Below are 16492 nucleotides of genomic sequence, written 5' to 3' on the forward strand. Positions count from 1 at the left end.
AGTCCTTCAATCCTTTCCCGTATTGCATCCAGGAGAACCCAGCATGTCCCGTCATCACCCGCCCAGGCCCGGTAGCCAACCGCAGTGGCGTCCCCGGCCGCTTGTCACCCTTGTGCAAGCCGCCGTCATCGGCATGGCGATGTCGGCCCTGGTGCCTTCAGGCGCAGCATGGGCGCAGACGGCCACAGGCCAGGCCGGAGCGCTCACGCGCGATTTCAGCATTGCAGCAGGTCCGCTCGATGCGGCACTGGATCGCTTCTCCCGCGCAGCGGGCGTCAGCCTCTCCTATGACCCGGCACTGGTGGCGGGCCTGCGCACGGGCGGGCTGACCGGCAGCCACGGCGTGTCGGCCGGGTTGCAGCAACTGCTGGCGGGCAGCGGCGTGGCAGCCGTGCAGCAGCCTGGCGGAGGCTTTTCACTGAAGGCTGCCGCGCCCTTGCCTGCTGCGGCAGGCCCGACCCCACCGTCTTCCGCCAGCACGCTGCAGACCGTCAATGTGACGGCCGATGCGGAGCGCAGCAGCGCCACGGAAGGCACGGGCTCATACACCACGCCCAGCATGGCCAGCGCCACGGGGCTGAACCTGTCGCAGCGCCAGACGCCGCAGTCCGTGAGCGTGGTGACGCGCCAGCAAATGGATGACTTCCACCTGAGCACCCTGCAGGACATTGCCAAGGTCACGCCCGGGCTGTACGCCAAGAACCCGGCCGTGACCGATTCGGAGTCCACCTTCTACGCGCGCGGCTTTGCGCTGGAGCATGTGAATGTGGACGGCCTGCCGCTGGACGTGACGGGCTTCAATTCGCGCAATGTCTCGGCCGACCTGCTGATGTATGACCGCGTGGAGGTGGTGCGCGGCGCCACGGGCCTGATGGATGGCGTGGGCGCGCCTTCGGGCTCGGTCAACCTGGTGCGCAAGCGTCCCACGGCCCAGCCGCTGCTCAATGCCACGCTGGGCCTGGGCAGCTGGAACAACCGCCAGGCCTCGCTGGACGCAAGCCGTGCGCTCAATGCCAGCGGCAGCGTGCGCGCTCGCGTGGTGGGCGGCTGGCGTGACAGCGACAGCTTTGTCGATGTCACCAACACCCGCAATGCCAGCCTGTACGGCATCGTGGAAGCGGACCTCACGCCCGACACCACGCTGGGCCTGGGCGCCTACCGCCAGCGCACGCGCACCAAGGGCGTGTTCACGGGCCTGCCCACCCTGCCCGATGGCGGCCATATGGACCTGCCGCGCTCCACCTTCCTCAACAACGCGGAGTCTTTCCAGAACCGCGACAACGATGGCGTGTTCGTTGATCTGGAGCAGCGCCTGCGCAACGGCTGGACGGTCAAGCTGGGCATCAACCATGTCGAGGCCGATTCCGACATCCGAAACACCACCAACAGCCGCGTCGCGGGATCGACCACACAGCTGGAGCAGTCCGAGACGGGCTGGCGCTACGGCACACGCCAGACCGTGGCCGACCTGCGCGCCCGGGGCCCGGTCGAGTGGTTCGGGCGCACGCACGAGATCGCCGTGGGCGCCAGCTACCGCAATGACAGCTCCCATGCGGCCGAGACCTGGGGGTCGTCGGCCTCGCGCATCATCGACATTGCGAACTGGAATCCCTACTCCGCGCCCTGGACCGGCTCAGTGCCTGCCAATGGCGACCTGTGGGGCCGCAAGACGCGCGAAAAAGCCATCTACGCCAGCGGCAACTTCAGCCTGGCCGATCCGCTGCACCTGATTCTGGGCGGGCGTCTTGGCTGGTATGAGCAGGACACGACGGGCTGGTACACCGGCACGCCCAACTGGAAGCGCAGCCTGGACGAGAGCGCCAGGTTCGTTCCCTATGCGGGCCTGGTCTATGACGTGGATGACAGGCATTCGGTCTATGCCAGCCTGACACAGAGCTACCAGCCCCAAAGCTCGATGGACGTGCGGGGCAACACCCTGGACCCGATGACAGGCACCAACTACGAGCTGGGCGCCAAGGGCGAGTACTTTGACGGGCGACTCCATGCCAGCGCCTCGGTGTTCCGCATCACGCAGCGCAACCGTGCCGTGCGTGACGATGCCAATTGCCCCACCAGCGGCGCCATCAGTTGCTTTCGCGCGGCCGGCGAGATCCAAAGCGATGGCCTGGAGTTGCAGCTGTCCGGACTGCTGCAGCCCGGCTGGCAGGTTTCGGCCGGCTACACCTATGTGCGGGCGCGCTACACCAAGGACCGGATTGCCACCAACATCGGCCAGCGCGTGAGCACCGACGAGCCCCAGCACCTGCTCAAGCTCTACACCAGCTATCGCCTGCCCGGCGAGTACGGGCGCTGGAGCCTGTACGGATCGCTGCATGCGCAAAGCAAGATGTTCCGCCGCGAAACGGGCTTCGAGACCACGCAGCGCAGCTACGCCCTGCTGGGCCTGGGCGTGGGCTACCAGGTCAATGCCAATGCCCATGTGCAGCTGAGCGTGGACAACCTGCTGGACCGTCGCTACTACCAGGATCTTGGCTATTCATGGTCGGGGGGCCTGGCGCGCTACGGGGCACCGCGCTCGGTGGCCGTGACGCTCAGCTACAGGCTCTGAGGCCGCGCCTCAACGCACGGGCAGGAACTGCATGAATGGCCCGGCCACCAGTCCCTGCCCGTAGCCGATGAAGGAGCGCCTGTAGCGCTCGGTGGTGTAGTTGGCGATCAGGTCCAGCCTGCCGATGATCTTGCCCATCTCGCGCTCGAAGCTGAGGTTGCGCGCGTCGTCGCCCAGGTGGTTGGACAGCAGCAGCGGCCCGCCCGCTGCGTTGCGCCGTGAGTTGAGAATCCAGTTGGCCACTTCCACGTTGCGTGCGGCGTTGTAGATCAGCTGCGGGTCCAGCCCATGGACCAGGGTGAAGCTGGTGCGCCCGCCGTGGGCGGTGATGATGGTGTCGGCCAGCGCATGGACGAAGGCGGCCACGCGGTCGCCCTTGAAGTCGGGCTGCAGCGCCAGCGAGAGCGCGGCCACGTCCTGGGCGCCGCGCAGGTCGGCCCAGGGCTGGCGCTCGGTGATGGCGATGCGCACGTAGGCGGATGCAGCCTCGCGGCTTTCGGCGGTTTTCTTCCACTCGGCGGGGTTGCGCAGGTACAGCTTGTCCATGATGCGCATCAGGCTGTCCAGGTTCTCCTTCATGGCCAGGGTGGCCATGCGGTTGCTGTCGGACTGCACGATTTCGCTGGGCTCGAACGAGGCGCCCTCCACCTTGCCGCGCGGCGCGGGCGTGTCGGCACAGCCCGCTGTCAGCAGCAGCGCCAGCACCGGCGCCAGGCGGCGCGCCGCACCGCCTCCCGGTCGGGGCTGGCTGTCGTTCACCCCGGCTCTGCGGCCGGCCTCCCCTGGCAAGACAAGCTCAATAGTCATCCCGGAACGATAGCAGCGCACTACCGGGGCGCCGAGGCCCGATGCCCTGTCTTACATGCCCTTGCGCCGGCAGCGTCAACCTCCCGTCAGGCAGTGTTGCTGCACCATCCGGTCATCCACCGCCCCGGTGCTGCGCCAGCAGGTGGCCGAGGATCTTCCAGGTCTGGGGCTGCTCCACCATGGGCACGGGAATGCGCAGCATGCTGCCCGCGGCCTGCCTGGGCGAAAACAGCAGGCCCGGCGCCAGCAGCAGGCCCTGCGGCGCGGCATGGCGGGCCAGCACCTCCGAGTCCACGCCGCAGTCCACCCAGGCGAACATGCCGGCCTGTGGTTCGTGCGGGGCGCGGCAGTCCAGGGCTTCGAGCATGCGCAGGCAGCGGTTGCGCGCGCGGTCCACGCGCTCGCGCAGGCGGTCCACATGCTTGCGGTACTGGCCATCGGCCAGCACGCGGTGCACCACCTGCTCGCCCGGCAGCGCCGTGGTCAGCCCGCCCAGCAGCTTGAGGTCGGTCAGCCGCCGTATCAGGTCGGTGTGCGCCGCGACATAGCCCACGCGCAGGCTGCCGGCCAGGGTCTTGGAGTAGCCGCCCACCAGGAGCACGCGCTGCAGCCGGTCCATGGCGGCCAGGCGCACGGGCACGCCGGGCAGGAAGTCGGAGTAGGTGTCGTCCTCGGCCAGGTAGAAGTCGTGGCGCTCGGCAATGCGCAGCACCTCGTGGGCCACGCCGGCCGACAGGGTCTGGCCCGTGGGGTTGTGCACGGCCGTGTTCAGGATGAAAAGCCGGGGCTGGTGCTGGCGGGCCAGCCGCTCCAGCGCCTCCACGTCGGGGCCGCCGGGCAGGCGGGGCACGCCGACCACGTTCACGCCCAGGGCGTTGAGCCGGCCGAAGATGAGGAACCAGCCCGGGTCTTCCACCAGCACCGTATCGCCGGGCCGCACCAGGCTGCGCACGATCAGGTCCAGGCCCTGGGTGACGCCGGCCACGGTCATCAGGTGGGCCTCGGGGTGGGCGGGCACATCCTGGGCCTGCAGCACCGAGGCGATCTGCTGGCGCAGCGGCAGGTAGCCCTGGGGCACGCCGTAGGTCAGCAGGCTCGGACCCGTGCTGCGGCCCACCGCGCGCAGGGCCGAGGCCAGCATCTCCTGGTCCAACCATTCCGGCGGCAGCATGCCCGCGCCACCTGAATGCTCCATGCCCTCGCGGAACATGCTGCGCAGCAAAAAGGCGGTATCGAAGGCCGCGCCCTGCTCCAGCGTAGGCAGGGCATCGCTGGCGCGGGGCGCCGCCTGGGCCGCGCGCCGGGCGCTGACGAAGACGCCCGAGCCGCGCCGCGAATGCACCAGGCCCTGGGCGGCCAGCCGGTCATAGGCCTGCACCACGGTGTCGCGGCTCACGGCCGCCTCTTGCGCCAGCGCACGCACGGAAGGCAGGCGCGAGCCCGCGCGCAGGCCGTGGTGGCGGATCAGGCCGCCGTAGTGGTCCACCAGCTGGTCCACCAGCGAGAGGTCGGAAGACCGCAGCGGGCGCCAGGGCGCAGCGGCCTGGAAAGCCGTATCGGAGGATGCGCGCGGTGCCTGCAGTGTCTGCGGTGCCTGCGGTGCCTGCGCTTGCTTCGGCGTGGCTGCGGGATCAAGTGTCAGGGTCATGTGGGCAGGCCAGTTGGCAAATTGTTCTGGCAAAGTGTACTGCTACTGTACCGATAGCTGCCACCAACTGCGATTAGCATGGCCTGACGGCGCCGCGGCCTGCGGCATGCGCAGACAGGGCGCCGGATTCCCTGCCATGCCTGTTGCCACCATGCCCTTCGATACCGCCCACACCTCGTTCCTGCTGCCGCTGGCCATGTTCTCCTTCGTCAGCTCCGTCACGCCCGGCCCCAACAATGTGATGTTGACGGCCTCGGGCGCCACCTTCGGCTACCGCCGCACGGTGCCCCACATGCTGGGCATCACCCTGGGCGTGGTGGTCATGGTGCTGCTGGTGGGCGCGGGGCTGGGCGCGGTGTTCGAGCGCCTGCCGGTGATCTACACCGCGCTCAAGTACCTGGGCGCGGCCTACCTGGTCTGGCTGGCCTGGAAGATCGCGGGCAGCGACGGCATCGACGGCGGCAACGCAGGTGCCCGGCCGTTCGGGTTCTGGCAGGCGGCGGCCTTCCAGTGGGTCAACCCCAAGGCCTGGATCATGGCCATCGGCGTGATTGCCACCTACACGCCGCGCGAGGATTTCTTCATCAACCTGGTGCTGGCCGCCCTGGTGCTGGGCATCGTGAACTATCCCAGCGTCAGCGTCTGGACGCTGTTCGGCAGCGCCGTGGGGCGCGCGCTGCGCTCGCCGCAGGCACTGCGCCGCTTCAACTGGGGCATGGCCGCCCTGCTGCTGCTGTCGCTGTACCCGGTGCTGGCAGATTCACACGCCTGATTCAAACGCCTGATCCACGCGGCTGCTTCATGCGGCCGATGCCCCATCCAGCGTCAGTATCTGCTGCGCCAGCGCGGCGATGCCGGCCTCGCTGAGGTCGTCGGCCTGCACCCTGCGGCGCGTGCGCCACTGCGTGAAATGCCGCTCCTGCGAGCGCTCGTAGTGCGGGTCGTAGTGCTGGGCCATGAGCTCGGAGAACAGCGGCGAGAGGCTGCGCTCATGCGCCCAGGCCTGCCAGCGCGAGATGGTCTCCTTGCCCTGCAGCTCCTTGAGCCAGCCCAGCTTGTCGGCCAGCGTCTGCGGATCGTCGCCCAGGTAGGCGTAGTCGCGCAGCAGGTAGGCCAGGCGCGCTTCGGGCGTGGCATCGAGCGCAATCACGGGCGACTGGCGCATGTGCTCGACCAGCACCAGCGGCAGGGACACGCGGCCGATCTTGGCGCTCTCGCCTTCCACGTACACGGTGCGCGACGGATCGAAACTCTCCAGCTGCTGGGCCAGCAGCGTCTCGAAGTATTTCTGGCTGGGCTGCTCCACCCCGGGCAGGTTGCCCAGCAAGGAGCCCTTGTGGCTGGCATAGCCCTCCAGGTCCAGCACTTGCTCGCCGGCCTCGGCCAGGGCATGCAGCACGCGGGTCTTGGCGCTGCCGGTGGCGCCGCACAGCACCTGCAGGCGCAGCTGGGGCACCAGGCGGTCGATCAGCTCGATCACATGGCCACGATAGGACTTGTAGCCGTTGGCCAGTTGCTGGGCATCCCAGCCGACCAGGCGCAGCCAGGTGACCATGGAGCCGCTGCGCAGGCCGCCGCGCCAGCAGTAGACCAGCGGCTTCCAGTTGGCGGGCTTGTCGGCGAAGGTTTCCTGCAGATGGCGCGCCAGGTTGGCCGAGACCATGGCCGCACCCAGGCGCTTGGCCTCGAAGGGGCTGACCTGCTTGTAGATGGTGCCGATCCGGGCGCGCTCCTCGTTGTCGAGCACGGGGCAGTTGATGGCGCCGGGAATGTGGTCCTGCGCGAATTCGGCAGGCGAACGGGCGTCGATCAGGGTGTCGAACTGGTGGCGGTCGGCGATGCGGATGGGCTGGCGGTGGGACACGGGCAAACGGTGATCTGGCGATCATGCGGGAGGCAGAAACAACCGGCGCCATGGCCTCAGGGGCTCATGGGCCGGCACCGGAACCAGGAAAGTGGATCGAGCCTCGACACGCACCGGCCCGCCCCGCTTCGCGCCCTGCTTGCGCGAGCCGGGCATGCAGCCGACCTTGGAAGCGGGGATTCTCGCACGCCCGACGTGCCCGCGCCCGGCTGTCAGGGCAAGGCTGTCAACGCCAGGCAGTCAACGCAAGGCAGCGGCGATCAGGCCCTGCACGGCGGCCACGCGCTGCACCTGCTGGGGGCTGTCGTAGTTGCCCATGAAGACGGCATACACCAGCGAATGCTGGGGCACGACCACCAGCCGCTGGCCGCCCAGGCCGATGGCCATGTAGTACGCCAGGCCGGCGCGGGTCTGCCCCACGTACCAGTGGTGGCCGTAGCGCAGGCCGGGCCAGGCGTCCACGCGCGGCTGAATGGATTGCACAATCCAATGCCGGGGTACCAGCGCCCGGCCTTGCCTTCCACCCGGCCACTCGCCCTGCTGGAGCACCAGCTGGCCGATGCGGGCCAAGTCCCGCGCCCGCAGGCGCAGGCCGGAGGCGGCGGCCGCCTCGCCGTTGGTGCCAGGCGTCCACTCGGCCTTGTCGATGCCCAGCGGAGCAAACAGCTTGTGCCGCGCATAGTCCAGCAGCGGCATGCCGCTGCCCTGCGCGATCAGATGGCCCAGCAGGGCCGTGGCCCCGCCGCTGTAGCACCAGCGTTCGCCGGGCGGGGCGACGATGGGCTGCTCCAGCACGTAGCGGTAGCGGTCGCTGCTGCGCTCCATGGCGATTTCGCTGTTGCGCGGGTCGGAATACGGAAGGTCCTCGTCCCATTGCAGGCCCATGGTCATGCCCAAGGCATGGGAGACCAGGATGGCGCGCCGGCCCTCATCGGCCGCCAGATCGCCGTAGGCGGGAAAGGCCTGGACCAGGGGCGTGTCCAGCGCGGGCACCTTGCCCTCGGCCAAGGCCATGCCGTAGAGCAGGCCGACGATGCTCTTGCTGACCGAGCGCACATCGTGCAGGGAGTCGGCGTTGAAGGCCACCTTGCCCAGCGGCTCGCCCCAGCGTTCGTCCTCGCCCTCGAAATAGCGCTCCAGCGCCAGCCGGCCGTGGCGCATCACGACGACGGCGTGCAGGTTCGCCAGTTCTCCGCTCTGCACGCCCTGGTCCAGGCGTTCGCCCAGGTCCTCGGCCAGGCCGGTGCCGGTGCCGGTGCCGGTGGAAAAGGCACCGCCCTGCCCCACGCTGGCACAGGCCGTGCAGCCCAGCGTCGCCAGGGCTGCGCCCGTCTGCAGCCATCTGCGCCTGTCGGCGCGAAAGGCGTTGTTTGTCATGTCCCTCTCCCTTGCTTAGCTAGTTAGTTACTTACCGCTTGGGCGAAGACCCGCTGCCGCGCGGATGGATCAGCATGCGGTCGCCGCGTATTTCCACATCGAACTGGCGCAGGAAGTTCTGGCCCAGCAGCGCATCCCTGTCCGTGCTGCCCGTATAGCCCGTGCCCACGCGCAGGCCGCTGACCACCAGGGAGGCCACGCGCACCTGCTCGGCCACCACCATGCGGCCGTCGCGCTCGCCATTGGCGGTGCGAAAGCGCACGGGCTCGCCGCCGTCCAGGCCCGCACGCTCGGCCAGCGGCTCGGTCACGCCGACCATGCTGGCGCCCGTGTCCACCAGGAACATGACGGGCTGCCCGTTGACGGCCCCTTCCACGCGGAAATGCCCGTCGCGGTCACGCGCAATGGCCACCGTGCCATCGGCCTGGACCTTGACGCCGGCCGGCTTCAGGTACATCTGCATGGCCCAGTACAGCACGCCCATGACCAGCAGCCAGAACAGCAGAAAACCCAGCATGCCGCGCCGGGCGACGGACTGGACGCTGGGCTCGGCGGCCGGGGCGGCCGGGGCGGAGGAAGCGGACGGATCGGACGGATCGGACGGGGGCGGCGTGGATTTGAGGCGCATGGCAATGCAGACGGGATCGGCGATGGCAGCACGGTGGCTGCACGGCGGCAGTCGCCCATTCTGCCTGCGGCCCTGCCCAGTCACGGGCAAGCCAATAGCCGCTACAGTGGGCGCCTTCATCACAGCCTGCTCCTGCCATGACCACGACCGCGCAGCCGCCCTTTGTCCTTCACTACATCTTCGACCCGCTGTGCGGCTGGTGCTATGCCGCCGCGCCCCTGGTCAAGGCCGCGCGCAGCGTGCCCGGCGTCACGCTGCAGTGGCATGGCGGCGGCATGCTCACGGGCGCCCACACCCGCACCATCACGGCCGACTGGCGCGGCCACGTGATGCCGCACGACCAGCGCATTGCCGAGATGACGGGCCAGCCCTTCGGCACGGCTTACTTCGACGGCCTGCTCAACGACCTGGGCGCCGTGCTGGACTCCGAGCCGCCCACCACGGCGCTGCTGGCCGCCGAGGAACTGGCGGGCCGGGGCCTGGACATGCTGGCGCGCCAGCAGCAGGCCCACTACGTGGAAGGCCGCCGCATCAGCGATCCGGCCGTGCTGCTGGAACTGGCCCGGGACCTGGGCCTGGACGTGGCGGCCTTCACCGACGCCTTCCAGCGCCTTTCGGGCGCCGCAACCCAGGCCCATATCGCCCAGTCGCGCGAATGGCTGGAACTGGCACAGGGCCAGGGTTTCCCGACCTTCGCGCTGGAGTTCGACCACCCCGAGGCAGAGCAGCCGGGCCAGCGCGCCATCCAGCGCATCGACATCGGACCCTGGCTGGGCGATGCACAGGGCTGGGCAACGCAGCTGGGCGAGTGGGTGCAGCAGGTGGCGGCCATCACCGCCGGCGAGCAGACCGCGCCCCAAGGCGAGGATTGCGGGCCCGATGGCTGTGCGCTGCCCAAGAGCTGATCCCTCAACGACCAGCAAAGAAAAAACCGCGCCTGGCGCGGTTTTTTCATGGAGCACGGGCGCCCGTCAATCCATCTTGGAGATCATCACCTCGCCAAAGCCGGAGCACGACACCTGGGTGGCGCCGTCCATCAGGCGGGCGAAGTCGTAGGTCACCTGCTTGCTCTGGATGGCCTTTTCCAGCGCGCTGATGACCAAGTCGGCCGCCTCGCGCCAGCCCATGTGGCGCAGCATCATCTCGGCCGAGAGGATTTCGGAGCCCGGGTTCACATAGTCCTTGCCCGCGTACTTGGGGGCCGTGCCGTGCGTGGCCTCGAAGCAGGCCACGGAGTCGGACATGTTGGCGCCGGGCGCAATGCCGATGCCGCCGACCTGGGCCGCCAGCGCGTCCGAGATGTAGTCGCCGTTGAGGTTGAGCGTGGCCACCACCGAGTACTCGGCCGGGCGCAGCAGGATCTGCTGCAGGAAGGCGTCGGCAATGGAGTCTTTGATGACGATGTCGCGGCCCGTGCGCGGGTTCTTGAACTTGAGCCAGGGTCCGCCGTCGATGGGCTGGGCGCCGAACTCGCGCGCGGCCAGCGCGTAGCCCCAGTCGCGGAAGCCCCCTTCGGTGAACTTCATGATGTTGCCCTTGTGGACCAGGGTCACGCTGGGCTTGTCATTGTCGATGGCGTACTGGATGGCCTTGCGCACCAGGCGCTCCGTGCCCTCGATGGACACGGGCTTGACGCCGATGCCCGAGGTCTCGGGGAAGCGGATCTTCTTGACGCCCATTTCCTTGACCAGGAAGTCGATGAGCTTCTTGGCGTTTTCGCTGCGCGCCTCGTACTCGATGCCCGCGTAGATGTCCTCGGAGTTCTCGCGGAAGATGACCATGTTGGTCTTCTCGGGCTCCTTCAGCGGCGAGGGCACGCCCTTGAAGTACTGCACGGGGCGCAGGCAGACGTAGAGGTCCAACTCCTGGCGCAGCGCCACGTTCAGCGAGCGGATGCCGCCGCCCACGGGCGTGGTCAGCGGGCCCTTGATGGAGACCACGTACTCGCGCAGGGCCTGCATGGTTTCCTCGGGCAGCCAGACATCGGGGCCGTAGATGCGCGTGGATTTCTCGCCCGCGAAGACCTCCATCCACTGGATCTTGCGCTTGCCGCCATAGGCCCTGGCCACGGCGGCATCCACCACCTTGATCATCACGGGCGTGATGTCCACGCCGGTGCCGTCGCCTTCAATGAAAGGAATGATGGGCTGGTCTGGCACGTTCAACGACATGTCGGCGTTGACAGTGATCTTCTGGCCCTCGGCCGGCACCTGGATGTGCTGGAAGCGGTTCATGGGGACGGGTCTCCGTTGGCTGGTGCACGAGGCAAGAGTGAATGCCCGGATCGGGCACGAATTTGGTGCAGAAAATTCTAACGACAATCGGGCCGCCCTCCTGTCAACGGCGATACAGTAAACGCGTTGAGCATGTGCGGTGCATCAAGAATTTCGCACCGTTGTCTGATTCAACTTGGCTTCTACCGCTTTTCTAGGAAATGGCATATATGAAAAAACTCCTCGCTGTCCTGATCGCCGGTTCGTTTGCCGCAGGCGCCTTCGCACAGGCCGCCGCAGCACCCGAAGCGCCGATGTCGGCTCCCACGGCCGCTTCCGCAGCTGCTCCCGCTCACACAGCCAAGAAGGCCAAGGTCGCCAAGAGCGGCAAGCACTCCGGCAAGAAGCACGCCAAGCGCTCCACGAAGAAGGCACACAAGGCCGTGGCCTGATCCATGCCGCGGGATGCCAGCCGGCATCCCCTCAAAAAAAGCCCGCAAGTCAGCAATGCCCTGCGGGCTTTTTGCCGCCAGCCCGGCCATGATGGCCGGGCCAGGCCGATTTTTGCGTCCGGCCACGCGCCCCCTGCGACAGAATGTGCAAGATGACGAAGCCTTCGACACCCCTCCACACATCCCTTTCCCGCCGCGCGCTGCAGCGGCTGCTCATGGCCGCCTGCCTGGCTGGCGCCGCCGTATCGGCAGGCGCACAGGCCCAGGGCAGCCCCCAGATGAATCTGCGCCGCGTGGAGTTGACGGCCGGGTTCCACCGCATCGATGCCCAGGTGGCCGCCTCGGACCGCGAGCGCGCCATCGGCCTGATGTTCCGCCAGGAAATGCCCCAGCAGGAGGGCATGATCTTCGTCTTCGAGGTGCCCGCCGTGCAGTGCTTCTGGATGCGCAATACCCTGCTGCCGCTGACCGCAGCCTTCGTGGCCGATGACGGCACCATCGTGAACCTGGCCGACATGAAGCCCATGACCGAGGACTCGCACTGCTCGGCCAAGCCCGTGCGCTATGTGCTGGAGATGAACCAGGGCTGGTTCGCCAAGCGCGGCCTGAAGGCTGGCGTCAAGCTGGGCGGCAGTCTGTTCACACCGACGCCAGCCCCCAAGCCATAATCACGCCCCATGCAAGCGCTTCGCTCCTCGTTCTGGCTCACCCGGCTGATATTGGCCTGGTTTGCCGTGACGCTGGGCGTTGCCGTGGCATCGCCCCTGGTCCATCCCCAGGGATTCGAGCTGGTCTGCACGGCCAGTGGCGACGTCAAGCTGGTGGCGCTTGGCGACAGCGCAGCCCCGGGCATGGGCCACCACCAGCTCGACTGCCCCATGTGCCTGCCCGCCGGCGCACCGCCGCCGGCCCTGCCGCAGATGGCCGTGCCCCACCAGCAACCGCTGGCCCACGCGCTGCTGCCGCTGGTGGCGGCGCACATTGCCTCCGTCACACGCGCGCCGCTGCCGGCGCGCGGCCCTCCCCCGCTGACTGCCGTGTTCTCTTGAATCGCCGCCGGGCCTGCTGATGCGCGCCCGGCCCGCCTGTGCCGCGCCTGTGGCCCAGGACTGCGCCGCATGCGCGGTGCAAGACCCGGAGTCAGTTCGTGAATTCTTCCCCTTTCCCCGCGATGGCGGCGCCGGTGCGCGCGTCCACGCACGTCTTTCGTCTCCATCCACTGGCCACGGCGCTGTGCTGTGCGCTGGGCGCCGCATGGACGCCTGCCGCGCAAGCGCAGGCCCTGGCCGAGGCGGCACTGCCCGCCGTCGAAGTCTCCGACCAGGCCGCGGCCGACGCCAACGGACTGCTGCCCCTGAACAAGACCGTGGGCACGGCCAGCCGCCTGGGCCTGACGGCGCGCGAGACACCGGCCTCGGTGCACATCGTGGACCGCGCCGCCATCGAGGCGCGTGGCGCCCAGGACACGCAGGAGATCCTGCGCTCCATTCCGGGCGTCACGGCCTACAGCCCGCCCGGCAACATCGGCATCAGCTACCGGGGCTTCGGCACGGGGTCGGTCAGCCAGCTGTTCAACGGCATCAACCTGCAGTACTCCATTGCGGCACGGCCCGTGGACAGCTGGATCTACGACCGGGTGGAGGCCATTGGCGGCGCCTCCGGCTTTCTCTACGGCGCAGGCGGCGTGGGCGGCACGCTGAACTACATCACCAAGCTGGCCCAGCGCGACAGCTTCACCGAAGGCCAGCTGCGCCTGGGCAGCTACGGGCTGAAAGAAGCCTCCGTCGGGCTGAACCGCCGCCTGGGCGATGCCACCGACAGCCAGGGCACCACCCATTACCTGCGCCTGGACCTCAACCACCGCGATGCCGGCAGCTGGGTGGGCGGCACGCAGTCGCGCTCCACGCAGCTGGCGGCCTCGCTGCTGTCCGACCTGGGTGGCGGCCTGACGCACACCCTGGCCTACGAAGCCCAGCATGAGCGCGTGGACCGCCCCTACTGGGGAACGCCGCTGCTCAACCCGCTGCGCGGCCAGGCGCGCATTGACGAGGCCACCCTCGGCAAGAACTACAACAGCGCCGACGGCCTGTACGCCCAGCGCGTGCAGTGGCTGCGCTCCATCACCGAATGGCGGGCCAGCGACCGGCTCAAGCTGAGCAACACCTTCTACGCCTATGACGCGCTGCGCGACTACCGCAACGTGGAGACCTACCGCTTCACGCCCGACAACAGCGCGGTGGTGCGCTCGGCCGCGCTGCTGCAGCGCCATGACCAGCGCATGGTGGGCGACCGCATCGAAGGCAGCTACCTGGGCGAGCTGGCCGGCCGGCGCAGCGAATGGGCCTTTGGGCTGGATGTGAGCGTGAACCGGCAGACGCGCTTTCCGAACAGCCTGTCGGGCACGGTGAGCACGGTCAATCCCTACGATTTCACGACAGAGAACTTCTACGACATTCCCGGTATGGCGCCCGGCTTCAGGCCCGACCGCGACAACAAGGTCACCACCACCGCCCTGTACCTGGAAAACCGCACGGCCCTCACCCCGGCCCTGCACCTGCTGACCGCCCTGCGCCATGAACGCATCGATGTGGACCTGACCAACCGGCGCGATGTAACGCCCGCGCTGCCCGCCAGCTATAGCCGCAGCTACAGCCCGACGACCGGGCGCGTGGGCCTGGTCTGGGATGCCACGCCCGAGGCCAATCTCTACGCGCAGTTCTCCACGGCGGCCGATCCGCCGTCGGGCATGCTGATGGGCGCCTCGTTTGCCGACGCCATCAACAACACCGGGCTGACCACGGGCCGCCAGGTGGAGGCGGGCAGCAAGCTGTCGTTCTGGCAGGGCAAGGGAACGGCGGCGCTGGCGGTCTATCACATCACGCGCCGCAACATCTCCACCCAGGACCCGCAGGACAGCACGCGCACGGTGCTGGTGGGCCAGCAGTCCTCGCGCGGGGTGGAGCTGTCCATGGGCCTGGCGCCCACGCCGCGCTGGTCGGTCCAGGGCAACTGGAGCCATGTGGACGCGCGCTATGACAACTACCAGCAAGGCGGCGTGTCCCTGGCCGGCAAGCGGCCCACGAACACTCCCGCCAGCGTGCTCAACCTCTGGACCAGCTACCGCATCACGCCGGCCCTGGAGGTCAACGCCGGGCTGCGCCGCGTGGGAGGCATCTATGCCGATGCGGCCAATACCCTGTCCTGGCCCGCCTACACCCTGCTGGACCTGGGCCTGAGCTACCGCATCGACCCGCGCATGACCGTGGTTGCACGGCTGCGCAATGCCACGGACCGCGTCTACGCCGCCAGCCTGACCAGCACCATGGCCTACCTGGGGGCGCCGCGCACGGCCGATATCACGCTGCGCGTGGCGTTCTGAGAAAGGGCCGCGCCATGCGCCTTCACCTCAAACGCTGGCTGTTCCTTCTGCACCGCTGGCTGGGCATTGCCGTGTGCCTGTTCTTTGCGCTGTGGTTTGTCTCGGGCATGGTGATGATGTACGTGGGCTACCCCAAGCTCACCGAAGCCGAACGGCTGCGCCACCTGCCCCCGCTTGATGGCAACGCCGCCCTGCTCGCGCCCGCCGAGGCGCTGCATGCGGCCGGCATCGACGGCCCGCTCAAGGATCTGCGCCTGCATGCCGGCAGCGCCAGCCGTGCCAGCTACCTGGCCACGCCCGACGGGCGGCGCCAGCCCGTGGCCATTGATGCGGCCAGCGGCCAGGTGCTGCCCGCCACCAGCCAGGCGCAGGCCCTGGCCAGTGCCCGAGCCTTCGCGGGGGACGGCACGGGTCTGCACTACCTGGGCACGGTGGATGAGGATGCCTTCAGCCACTCGCGCGCGCTGGACATCCACCGCCCCCTGCACCGCGTTCAACTGGACGATGCCCAGGGCACGCTGCTGTACATCTCCGGCCGCACGGCCGAGGTGGTGCGCGATGCCACGCGCACCGAGCGCGGCTGGAACTACCTGGGCGCCTGGCTGCACTGGCTGTACATGTTCCGGGGCAATGCCTTTGATGGCGCCTGGGCCGACATCGTCAACGTGCTGTCGCTGGTCGGCATTGCCGTGGCCATCACCGGCACCGTGGTCGGGGTGATGCGCTGGCGGTTCAGGCAGCCCTACCGTAGCGGCCGGCGTACGCCCTACCCGGGCCGCGCCATGCGCTGGCACCATGTGGCGGGCCTGCTGTTTGCGCTGACCACGCTGGCCTGGATCTTCAGCGGCCTGATGTCCATGAACCCCTGGCGCCTGTTCGACACGGGCACGCCACCACTGCACATGGCCCGGTGGCAGCAAGGCCCGCTGAGCCTGACCGGGGACGACGCCACTCCGCAGTCGCTGATTGCCGCAGCGGGCCGCCCCGTGCGCGAACTGCGCTGGCTGCGCACCGCAGGCCGCACCGAGGTGCTGGCCCAGCCCGCAGCCGGCACGCCCCTGGTGCTGGACAGTGCCAGCGCAGCGCCCGCAGCCCATTCGCGCGAGGCCCTGCTGGACCGCGCGGCCCTGCTGATCGACGCACCCGTGCTGCGCAGCGAATGGCTGACCGCGCACGACCTGTACTGGTACGAGCGCGCCGAGCACACCATGATGGGCGGCCATGACAAGCCCCTGCCCGTGCTGCGCGTGGTCTTTGGCGATGCTGCGGCCAGCTGGGTGCACATCGACCCGCACACGGGCCAGGTGCTGGGCCGGCTGGATGGCACCCAGCGCCTCAAGCGCTGGCTGTTCGCCATGCTGCACAGCTGGGACTGGCTGCCGCTGCTGCAGCGCCGGCCGCTGTGGGATGGGCTGCTGCTGGCCTTCAGCCTGGGCGGCCTGCTGATGAGCGCCACGGGCGTGCTCATAGGCGTGCGAAGGCTGCGCCGCAGGCGCAGCCTTCGCGCACAGGCCACTGCTTGCCTGGAGGCGCAGCCACATGGTTAGCCGCCATA

General features: G+C 68.7%; 14 protein-coding genes. 8 read left to right on the forward strand and 6 right to left on the reverse strand.

Annotated features, from left to right (window positions below; all coding sequences use genetic code 11):
• Positions 1–43: 43 nt before the first annotated feature.
• Positions 44–2569, forward strand: a complete 2526-nt coding sequence (locus tag KDK82_RS10515; protein WP_088164824.1) for a TonB-dependent receptor — start codon at positions 44–46, stop codon at positions 2567–2569.
• 9 nt (positions 2570–2578) lie between these two features.
• On the opposite strand, the gene KDK82_RS10520 is transcribed toward KDK82_RS10515, so the two are convergent.
• On the reverse strand, positions 2579–3358 hold the full coding sequence (locus tag KDK82_RS10520; protein ID WP_016445979.1) for a hypothetical protein: 780 nt from the start codon (positions 3356–3358) through the stop codon (positions 2579–2581).
• Between the two features lie 130 nt (positions 3359–3488).
• Positions 3489–5024: a PLP-dependent aminotransferase family protein gene (locus KDK82_RS10525; RefSeq protein WP_088164825.1), complete on the reverse strand. Its 1536-nt coding sequence runs from the start codon at positions 5022–5024 to the stop codon at positions 3489–3491.
• A 136-nt stretch (positions 5025–5160) separates the two neighbouring features.
• Between KDK82_RS10525 and KDK82_RS10530 the strand changes: the two genes are divergently transcribed.
• Positions 5161–5796, forward strand: a complete 636-nt coding sequence (locus KDK82_RS10530) for a LysE family translocator (protein ID WP_088164826.1) — start codon at positions 5161–5163, stop codon at positions 5794–5796.
• A gap of 27 nt (positions 5797–5823) precedes the next feature.
• On the opposite strand, the gene mnmH is transcribed toward KDK82_RS10530, so the two are convergent.
• The 3 genes from mnmH to KDK82_RS10545 all read right to left on the reverse strand — a co-directional run bounded on the left by mnmH (position 5824) and on the right by KDK82_RS10545 (position 8893).
• On the reverse strand, positions 5824–6888 hold the full coding sequence (gene mnmH / locus KDK82_RS10535) for a tRNA 2-selenouridine(34) synthase MnmH (protein ID WP_179217923.1): 1065 nt from the start codon (positions 6886–6888) through the stop codon (positions 5824–5826).
• Between the two features lie 240 nt (positions 6889–7128).
• Complete coding sequence (locus KDK82_RS10540; protein ID WP_088164828.1) at positions 7129–8265, reverse strand: serine hydrolase; 1137 nt, start codon at positions 8263–8265, stop codon at positions 7129–7131.
• Positions 8266–8296: 31 nt separating this feature from the next.
• Positions 8297–8893 carry a TIGR02281 family clan AA aspartic protease gene (locus KDK82_RS10545; RefSeq protein WP_256974448.1) on the reverse strand — a complete coding sequence of 199 codons (597 nt, stop codon included), beginning with the start codon at positions 8891–8893 and terminating at the stop codon, positions 8297–8299.
• 137 nt (positions 8894–9030) lie between these two features.
• Between KDK82_RS10545 and KDK82_RS10550 the strand changes: the two genes are divergently transcribed.
• Entirely contained in the window at positions 9031–9798 is a 768-nt protein-coding gene (locus KDK82_RS10550) for a DsbA family protein (RefSeq protein ID WP_088164830.1), read from the forward strand.
• Positions 9799–9864: 66 nt separating this feature from the next.
• Here KDK82_RS10550 and icd read toward each other — a convergent pair whose 3' ends face one another.
• Positions 9865–11127: an NADP-dependent isocitrate dehydrogenase gene (icd, locus tag KDK82_RS10555; protein WP_088164831.1), complete on the reverse strand. Its 1263-nt coding sequence runs from the start codon at positions 11125–11127 to the stop codon at positions 9865–9867.
• Positions 11128–11336: 209 nt separating this feature from the next.
• Between icd and KDK82_RS10560 the strand changes: the two genes are divergently transcribed.
• From KDK82_RS10560 to KDK82_RS10580, 5 genes are all read left to right on the forward strand, one after another.
• Complete coding sequence (locus KDK82_RS10560) at positions 11337–11558, forward strand: hypothetical protein (protein ID WP_012205488.1); 222 nt, start codon at positions 11337–11339, stop codon at positions 11556–11558.
• A 215-nt stretch (positions 11559–11773) separates the two neighbouring features.
• Positions 11774–12226, forward strand: coding sequence for a DUF192 domain-containing protein (locus KDK82_RS10565; RefSeq protein ID WP_088164832.1), 453 nt, complete (start codon positions 11774–11776; stop codon positions 12224–12226).
• A 9-nt stretch (positions 12227–12235) separates the two neighbouring features.
• Positions 12236–12607, forward strand: a complete 372-nt coding sequence (locus KDK82_RS10570; protein WP_013802509.1) for a hypothetical protein — start codon at positions 12236–12238, stop codon at positions 12605–12607.
• 122 nt (positions 12608–12729) lie between these two features.
• Positions 12730–14937 (forward strand): TonB-dependent siderophore receptor, encoded by a 2208-nt coding sequence (locus tag KDK82_RS10575; protein ID WP_088164833.1) that lies wholly within the window; start codon positions 12730–12732, stop codon positions 14935–14937.
• A 14-nt stretch (positions 14938–14951) separates the two neighbouring features.
• A complete protein-coding gene (locus KDK82_RS10580) occupies positions 14952–16484 on the forward strand; it encodes a PepSY domain-containing protein (protein ID WP_088164834.1) in 1533 nt (510 codons plus the stop codon).
• Positions 16485–16492 lie beyond the last annotated feature (8 nt).

The organism is Delftia sp. K82, from assembly GCF_002193035.1.
In the GTDB taxonomy this organism is placed as follows: Bacteria; Pseudomonadota; Gammaproteobacteria; order Burkholderiales; family Burkholderiaceae_C; genus Comamonas; species Comamonas acidovorans.